5 protein-coding genes are annotated in these 4,076 nt (G+C 57.9%); 3 read left to right on the top strand and 2 right to left on the bottom strand.

The genetic code is table 11. The annotated features are described in order from the left end of the window. Window positions 1-315: 315 nt before the first annotated feature. Both IT444_14195 and IT444_14200 read left to right on the top strand, forming a co-directional pair. Window positions 316-1,461 carry a hypothetical protein gene (locus IT444_14195; GenBank protein MCC7193915.1) on the top strand — a complete coding sequence of 382 codons (1,146 nt, stop codon included), beginning with the start codon at window positions 316-318 and terminating at the stop codon, window positions 1,459-1,461. A gap of 228 nt (window positions 1,462-1,689) precedes the next feature. Further along, on the top strand, window positions 1,690-2,115 hold the full coding sequence (locus IT444_14200; protein MCC7193916.1) for a hypothetical protein: 426 nt from the start codon (window positions 1,690-1,692) through the stop codon (window positions 2,113-2,115). A gap of 73 nt (window positions 2,116-2,188) precedes the next feature. On the opposite strand, the gene IT444_14205 is transcribed toward IT444_14200, so the two are convergent. Next, complete coding sequence (locus IT444_14205) at window positions 2,189-2,413, bottom strand: hypothetical protein (protein MCC7193917.1); 225 nt, start codon at window positions 2,411-2,413, stop codon at window positions 2,189-2,191. Between the two features lie 68 nt (window positions 2,414-2,481). Continuing rightward, a complete protein-coding gene (locus tag IT444_14210; protein ID MCC7193918.1) occupies window positions 2,482-2,643 on the bottom strand; it encodes a hypothetical protein in 162 nt (53 codons plus the stop codon). 548 nt (window positions 2,644-3,191) lie between these two features. Between IT444_14210 and IT444_14215 the strand changes: the two genes are divergently transcribed. Continuing rightward, window positions 3,192-4,076: recombinase family protein (locus IT444_14215; GenBank protein ID MCC7193919.1), on the top strand; the 885-nt coding region annotated here is incomplete at its 3' end.

Below are 4,076 nucleotides of genomic sequence, written 5' to 3' on the forward strand. Positions count from 1 at the left end.
AATGTAGGTCTCGTCCATGCGGTTGGCTCGCCTCGTGGCTTTGTTTGGCGACAACCATTCTAGCGTCCTCCGCATGGACGACCTCAACTAGCAATCAAGGTGTTATAATGGATCCTAGTAGTTTCCTGAGCAATACCGGAGATTATCGCACCCGCTCCAACTGTTGGGAGATGTGTCATGAATTCTCGCCGCGTCATTGATGTATCCCTTATCTGTCTTATCTTGGCTACGGCCTTTGCTGTTCCCTCAAAGGTTAATGCGCAGGAAAACAATACTTGCATCGCGACCATCCGCGAAGCGGCGATTCAGACGCTCATGAACTGTGCCGGCAGTGACCTCAACACGGCCTGTTATGCCTTTGACACGATTGAGCGCGTGCTCGCTGACCCGCTTGATGCAGATGACGAAGTCTTTAGCAAACCGGGCGATACAGTGCAGTCTGCCGACGTCATCACACTGCGGCCGTCCGCGATCAACACAAAAGACAAGACGTGGGGAATTACGGTTCTCCATCTGCAAGCCGGCCTGCCAAGTGGATTCGAGGATAACGTAGTTGTGGTCGGGCTTGGCGGCGCAGAGATCGAATCAGGCGTGCCGATCGCAGATGCGTTCGTGCCGTTGGAGGAACCAGTATCGCTGACGACGGTTGAAGTTGGTGAACTGCGCACTGCAACAACCCTCACCGTGCCTGACGAGTCCGAGGTACTCGGCATTGTCCCGGCCGGCACACCGGCCTTGGCGGACGCCGTCAGTGAGAACGGCGCGTGGGTTCGCGTCATCGTTGACGAGACCCCGGGCTGGATAAGCGCCGCCGCCGTGAACTCCGATGATATCGCCGGCCTGCCGACGCTGGACGACGAACATCTCACCGCCGTGCAGAAATTCTATACCCGCACCGGAATCGACGCGGGAAGCTGTCTGCCCCGTTCGTCATGGGTGATCGTGCAGGGGCCGAAGTCGGTGCCGGTCGATGTGGTTATCAACGATGTGCCGATTCGCATCGAATCCACGATTGCCGTCCGCACGATCGAAGCAGGCGAGCCGGTCGGTTTGCAGATGCAAATCCTCGTGCTGTACGGCGTTGCACGCATCAACCCGGATACGGACGAAGAAATCATCATCCCACCGGGATACACTGTCATGGTCGGCTTCGGGCCGGACTTTGTCAGCAAAGGCATTGAGGGTGATGAGGATGAGCGCACCGGGCCGATCTCGTTCGGCCAGCCGACTATCGTGGATCAGAGCGTCCTTGACGATATCGGCATCATCGAAGAACTGCCGCCCGATCTGTTCAATTACGAGATTCCGCCACCGATCATCATCACGCCGTCCGGTATTGGCGGGCCGATCATCGACCTGATCTTTACCGACCCCGGCGCGCTCGCTCAGATTCAGCAGCTGTGCAGTCAGGGGGTCATCCCGGTGGCAATCTGTCAGGTGTTCAATTTTCCGACCCCTTAGGCGCGCCACCGAACGCGGTGACCTGCGGGTGACGAGGGGCGATCCGTCTGACCACTCGCCGGGCGCTCCGATCACCGGGATCGAGCCTGCCGGTTCGCAGAGGGTGGCTTAGGGATTGAAGAAAACCCTATCGACCGATACGCTTGGCCTGACCTCTCAGACCAAGCGTTTTCATTTCCGATGATCCGACTCCTTTTCGTGTGCTTTGCGAACATCTGTCGTTCACCGATGGCGGAAGCTGTCATGCGGCACCTCGTCGCAGAGGCCGGCCTCTCTGACCGCATCAGGGTCGACTCGGCCGGTACCAACGTTTTCGATCCGGGCGCTCCCGCCTACGAACTCGTTGAGGACGTACTTCAGCGCAACCACATCCCGATTGACAGCGCGGCGCGCCAAATCTTGTTCGAGGATTTGCACACGTTCGATTATGTCTTGGCGATGGATCGCCGGAATCTCGCGTTCCTGCTGCGTCATGCGGCCAGCGCTAGAGCCGAGGTACGGCTGCTGCTGCACGACGCCCATAACCTCAATCTGGTCGATCATGTCGAGGTCGAAGATCCGTATCCGGACGGCGATTTTGACCATACCTACGCAGTGGTGCACGCCGGCTGTACGGCGCTTCTATCTCAGATTCGGGCCAAGCACGGCTTGTGATCGCACGCGGTTAAGGCGCGCCTTCACGGGTGGGGCAGACGGCTGACGTCGGCGTTGATCGCCAGCGGCGGCATCAGTTATCGCGATTTTCGCGGAGCAGCTGCAGTGACGACTTCGCGCCGAGCGGCGGAATCCACCGATCCTGCTCGATGCCGTGCTTGACCTGTTCCCATGCGCGGCAGTCTAGCTCACCTTCAGCCACATACTCCGACTCGGACACGTCAAACCGGCCGAGCACTTCGGCTATGCGCGCCTTGACCCGTTCGTCAATCAGGCGCTGGAGTTCGCTGTGTGTCATCTCCCCGATAGTGTCCATGATGTAGCTGCCTTTTCGCAACGGATCGCTGGCTTCTGATCCAGCGCCAATTATCGTTCAGGTTTTGGACTGGTGTACCGCCCGCGCAGGTAAATCAGCCCGCTGCCGTCGATTTGTTGGCCGGTGAAGCCGTAGGCGGTGTCGCTGGGCGCGACAATCGGCTCGCCAAACGGATCGTACTCCGCGGCGCTCTGCAGCGTCTCGTCGAACATACCGCGCATGCTCCCCAAGCCGTCGTGCAGCAGCCCCGCAATTCTGCTAACCCTGAGCTGTAATTCTCGCCACCTCGCGACCTCGCGCTCTGCGATAATCGAGACGGATAGCAATTTGGAGCCGACGAGTCAATGACCAGCAATACGATGCGGCAACGTTGCATCGCAAACCGGGATCGTTGGGTTACGCTGGTGACAAGTCGAGATGCCTGAAGGAACGATATGGAACGTAAGGTGTACGCTTCGGCCCAAGTCGCCTGCCGGTTGTCTAGGTAATCCTACGGCAGGCCGACGCCACATCGAGGGAAGGTGAGGGAATCGGGTGTTGACCAGACTTGGATTTGCGGGATCGCGGCGCTCAACCCCTGCCGGGAGACGCGCAGGTCATCTCGAACGAAGAGGTTTGCAGGACTTGAATTGAACCTGGATGCCGCGGAGCGAATGAACGATGGACGAACAGATCAACAAAGACCCGACGAAACACGGCGAGACGTTCGTGGAACGCGTTTTCGCAGTCGCGAGAATACTGATCAGAAGCAAGTACTGGCGTGAAGTCGCCGCAAAAGAAAAGCGAAATTCGACCAAAAAACTACGGACGAAAATACTGCGATAACGTAGAGCCATCGGGTTTCATCGAATTTGAGTTGGGAACACAACACATGCCACGCGTGAAACGCCATAACACGCCAGTCTTTGCGCCTCAACTTGGATGGGCCATCTACTTGAGGACAAGCAGCGACGAGAGCCAGAAGCCGGAACTCTCGCGTGCGCGTCAGCGTTTTGTGATCGACAAGAATGTGCTCGATCACTCGGATATGCCTGTATTCGGTGAGTACGTCGACGTACTGACAGGCACGACTGCCAATCGACCTGCGTATCAACGGCTGCTGATGGATGCGCGCGATGGCAAGTTCTCACACGTCATCGTCGAACGTGCTGACCGCTTTGGACGGAACGATACAGAGGCGATGCGCGCGATTGACGAATTACACGAGTTCGGCGTGGCCGTGCGGTTTGCCAACATGCCTGACATCGATCCGATGCACATGGATCAGCGGGTATTGGTGACCATGACGTTCACGCTGGCTAGGCGTGAGTCGCAGCTGCTGGGCGTGCGTGTAAAAGGCGGCCTTCAGGCGAAACTGAAATCTGGAGGTTGGGCTAATCTCGCTCCGGACGGCTATATCAATCGATCGGGCAAAACCGACCGTGACAAGAAGAAAGATCTGGGGCGCATTGACCACTGGATCGAACTCGACGAGGAGCGTGCACATATCTGGCGCTATGCATGGGATTTGCTGCTCGACAAACAGCTATCGCTTTCCGAGATCGCCGAGGCGCTGCATGCGAAGGGTTACACCTATCGGCGTGGGCGTCCGTTCGTAGTGGTTATGCCGGACGGGACGCGTATCCGGAATATCAATACGCTGTCA

Source organism: Phycisphaeraceae bacterium (assembly GCA_020851465.1).
Lineage (GTDB): Bacteria > Planctomycetota > Phycisphaerae > Phycisphaerales > Phycisphaeraceae > JADZCR01.